The sequence below is a fragment of the Pseudomonas sp. 1176_21 genome (assembly GCF_052850635.1).
Genome location: NZ_VXCV01000024.1, coordinates 1 through 4,540 on the forward strand (window position 1 = coordinate 1; position 4,540 = coordinate 4,540).

The window sequence follows — 4,540 nt, forward strand, 5'->3', positions numbered from 1 at the left end:
ACACAAAGCCGCGTGGCTATCCTGGGAGCATCGATCATGAGTGCAACATACTTCAACGTGCACCTCCAAAATGAAATGGAGGGTAAGATCAATTATTTCCACTACAAAAAAGTCAACGACCCCACCACGGGTACAAAATCCCCATTAACATCGCCCCAAACCATTTATGACTTCAATCTCTACTTCGGCGGAAGGTTTATAGCGACGACCGCCGACTCCTTAACTGTGCCGCCTGAAGGGCCAGAAACTCTTCGATTCAAATTAACAAATAATTCAGATTTTAAGTTCTATCTGATTGAGCTGGACTCTACCGACGTTGTCATTATGGAATGGCTCAACTCAGACAATTCTACGAAGAAAGCCCCCTTCAAGCCTCATTATACAATGAGGCCACTGTTGCCCAATGTGCCTGTGACGTTGGAGGTCCCCAACGGAAGCCACTGGTATGTGGACGTGGTGTCAGATCGGAACCGCACCTAGCCGCGCAATGAGGAGCTTGGTTTTGTAGAAAACTGAAGTGACGATAAATGCGTTCTCGAGCTGTCAGCAGTTGCCACATAAGTTCCAAACATTGGAGGTAGGCAACGCAAGTCAATGGGAAGTAGATGACTACATCGGCGGTCGCGCCAAGCAGGTAGTGTTCGTGCGCGGCTTCGACCGCCTGCCGGTGCCGGTGTATTTTCGTGGCATCTACATCTTTATGTGACACATCCCACACAACTCCAGGAAGTTTCTCCATATCTGAGAATTCCTTGCCCTCGTACCCTTTTGCCTTCATGGACCACCCAGGGCGCTTCGCCCCTGCCTAGGAAGGCTATCCCCGATGTCTGCTTCCCCCACAGCGTCCACGCCCAGCGAGCGTGAGATCCAGATTGCGATTGCGCCTCTCGAAACCCTGCTCAGTGAAGACCTCGGCGCTGCTGCCGCCTCTGTAAACCACTGGCTGCGCGAGGTCACCTACGGCCTGGTGAACCTGCAACTGCTGCGCCAGGCCGGCGAAAATGTGCCGGTGGTCTGTAATGCCCTGGCCGGTGTGGATGTACTGATCGACATCCTCACGCTGCTGGAAAGCCCGTCCCCCGACCCGCTCGACTGGGTCAGCCTGGGCATCAACCTGATCGGCGTAGTGCCGTTTCCCCCAGGCCTGGCCAAGGCGCGCATGGTGCTGCGCCCGGTGCTGCAATTGACCCGCCAGACCCTGCGCCGTCGCCCGGGGGCGAACATCGGCGCGGTGATCCTGGAGATCATCGACGGCCACCTGCATGCCAACATCCGCGGCGCCCTGGAACACTACGTACGCGAGGCGCTGGCCCAGTTGCCGGCCATGCTCGGCGAGGCCGCCGACACCGCGCGCCTGTTGTTCACCACGCTGGCCAGGACCATAGAAGCCGCTGCCCGGGGCCAACTCGACGCCGCAGCCAGCCACCAGTTGTCACGCACCCAGATGACCCAGGCGGCGCTGTACGACTCGCTGCTGAGCACTGACGCCTGGCGCCTGGCGCTGTCGGCCTTGGCCAATGCCTCCGAGGGCAACCTCAAGGCGGCCTACAACCATGTCGCCAGCCACTTCGGCGAGGCGCTGGAAAGCCTGCTGCGCCCGCTGGTGCACACGCTCGACGGGTTGGCCGCGTCGGTGCCGGATCGCCTCGAAGCCCTGGGCGCCCCTGGCATGCAAAACAGCATTGCCTGGCTGCTGAGCCGCCTGCTGGAAACCGTGCTGGCACACCCCGCCAGGCGCGGCGTTGCCACCAGCATTCGCCCCGGGGTCACCCAGCAGGCGCGGCACATCCACAGTGAAGGCCCGACCGAGGTGGTCAGCCGCCAGGTCAGGGCCAAAAAGGCCCCCAATACCGACAAGAATGGTATCTGTCCCTGTACCGGCCACAGCATCGGCCATGTGCTCGGCGACGAGACCGTCGTTCATCAGGACTTCGCGTTGTCCGGCCCGTTCCCGGTGGATTGGGCCCGGGTCTACAACTCGCGGCTCGACGCGCTGGATAGCGGCACCATAGGCGCACGCTGGATCACCGAGTTCACCACCTGCATCGATGTGGTCGACAAGGGGCTGGTGCTGCATGACAGCGATGGACGCAGCCACGACTTCCCGTGGCTCGAGGTCGACACCTGGCACCACGACCCCATCGAATACCTGACCCTCAAGCGCACCAGTGCACATCAGCTGACCCTGGTGCGGGGCCAGGAGCGGTTCGAAACCTATGCCCAGGTCGGCGAGCGCTTTTACCTGACCCACATTCGCCTGCGCAGCGGTGCCGGTGCCATGCTGCATTACGAGCATCGCCACAACGGCCAGCCGGTGCTGTCCGATATCAACACCTACCAGGACGACGACCCGAGCAAGGTGCACCTGCAACTGGGCACCCTGCTGGATGAGCAGGGGCATATCCAGGGCGTGTGGCAGGTGGTCGATGGCAAGCCGCTGCGCCAACTGTGCGCCTATCACTACGACGGCGCGGGTGACCTGGTGACGGCTCAGGATGAAAACGGTGCCGCCTGGCACTATGAGTACCAGCATCATCTGATCACCCGTTACACCGACCGCACCGACCGTGGCCTCAACCTCGAATGGGATGGCACAGGCCCGCACGCCAAGGCGATTCATGAATGGGCGGATGACGGTAGCTTCGAGACCCGTCTGGCGTGGGACCCGAACATCCGCCTGACCTACGTCACCGACGCCCACGGCCAGGAAACCTGGTACTACTACGACGCCCTTGGCTATACCTACCGCGTCGTACATCCCGATGGCCGCGAGCAATGGCTGTTCCGTGATGCACGCAAGAACATCATCCGCCACGTGCACCCCGACGGTAGCCAGGACCGCTACAGCTTTGATGAGCGCAGCAACCTGCTGCAGCACATCCGTCCCGACCACAGCACGCTGCACTACGCCTACGACGACCATGACCAGCTGATTAAGATCCGCGATGCCGAGGGTGGCCTTTGGCTGCGCGACTACGACGAGCGCGGCAACCTGGTAGAGACGGTCGACCCGCTGGGCAACAAGACCGAATTTGCCTACACCCCAAGCGGCCTGGTAAGTGCGATCAAGGACGCCAACGGCAACCAGAAGGCGCTGGCCTACAACGACGCCGGGCAACTACTCGAGTACGTCGACTGCTCCGGCAAGACCAGCCAGTGGGCCTACAACGACTTCGGCCAGCTGGTGCAGTTCGCCGACGCAGCGGGCAACAAGACCGCCTATGAGTACAAGGCCGGGCAACTGTCCAGGGTCACACACCCCGACAACACCGAAGAGCGCTTCGAACGTGATGCCGAAGGCCGTCTGCTGGCGTACCTCGACGCGCTCGACCGCTGCACCACCTGGACCTATTCCGGCGCCGGGCTTCTGGCCGAGCGCGTCGACGCCAACGAGCACACCCTGCGCTACCGCTGGGACAAGCTGGGCCGGCTGATTGGCCTGGAAAACGAAAACACCAGCCAGGCGAGCTTCGTGTACGACCCGGTCGGTCGCCTGTTGCAGGAGACCGGCTTCGATGGCCTGACTACCCGCTATCAATACGACCCGTACAGCGGTCGCCTGGCCTCGACCCAGGTCGGCCAGCGCCGCATCGACCTGCGTTTCGACCCCATGGGTCGGCTGGCCGAGCGTACCGCCAGGCTGGGCGATCAGTCCCAGACCGAGCGCTTTGCCTATGACGGCAACGGCAGGCTGATCCAGGCGATCAACGCGGCAAGCCAGCTGCAGTGGTTCCATGACGAGGCGGGCAATCTGACCCGCGAGCATCAGCATTACCTGGGGTTGCAGCAGCCGGTGGTGGCGGTGTGGACGCACGAGTACGACGTGCTCAACCAGCGCATCGCGACCGTGCGCCCCGACGGCCACACGGTCAGTTGGCTGACCTACGGCAGCGGCCACCTGCTGGGCATGAAGCTCGACCAGCACGACATGCTCAGCTACGAGCGCGATGACCTGCACCGTGAGGTGGCGCGCCATCAGGGCAACAAGCTGATGCAGACCCAGGCCTGGAACCCGGCCGGACGGCTGCAGGAGCAACTGCTAGGCAGCCACGACGGCAAGTCCACGTTGCTCAAGCGTCAGTACCAGTACGATGGCGCCGGGCAACTCACCGACATTCACGACAGCCGACGTGGTCAGTTGGCCTACCAGTACGACCCTGTCGGTCGCTTGTTGCAGGCCACTAGTCGCCTGGGGGTGGAGACATTCGCCTTCGACCCGGCCGGTAACTTGCTGGACGAGAAGACGCAGCAGCTCAACCGCCCGCTGGACCAGGCCCCCAAACGCAACAGGTTGATGGACAACCTGCTGCGCGAATACGCCGGCACCCATTACACCTACGACGTGCGCGGCAACCTCGCCGAACGGCTGCACAACGGCGTGCGTGCGCAGTTCACCTGGGACCTGTTCGACCGGCTGCAGAGCTACAGCGACGACAAACTCAAGGTCGAGTACAGCTATGACGCCCTCGGCCGGCGATTGCACAAACACTCGGTTGCGCATTACTCGAACAAGCCGCAGGCCGGCACGGGCTGGAATCAA

3 protein-coding genes are annotated in these 4,540 nt (G+C 62.1%); all 3 read left to right on the forward strand.

Going from position 1 to position 4,540, the window contains the following annotated elements:
* Positions 1 to 480 (forward strand): hypothetical protein (locus FW760_RS25860; protein WP_446444100.1); only part of this gene is annotated, 480 nt, incomplete at its 5' end.
* Between the two features lie 91 nt (positions 481 to 571).
* Complete coding sequence (locus FW760_RS25865) at positions 572 to 706, forward strand: hypothetical protein (RefSeq protein ID WP_446444101.1); 135 nt, start codon at positions 572 to 574, stop codon at positions 704 to 706.
* A 117-nt stretch (positions 707 to 823) separates the two neighbouring features.
* Positions 824 to 4,540, forward strand: a 3,717-nt coding sequence (locus FW760_RS25870) for a DUF6531 domain-containing protein (RefSeq protein WP_446444102.1), incomplete at its 3' end; no start/stop codon positions are given.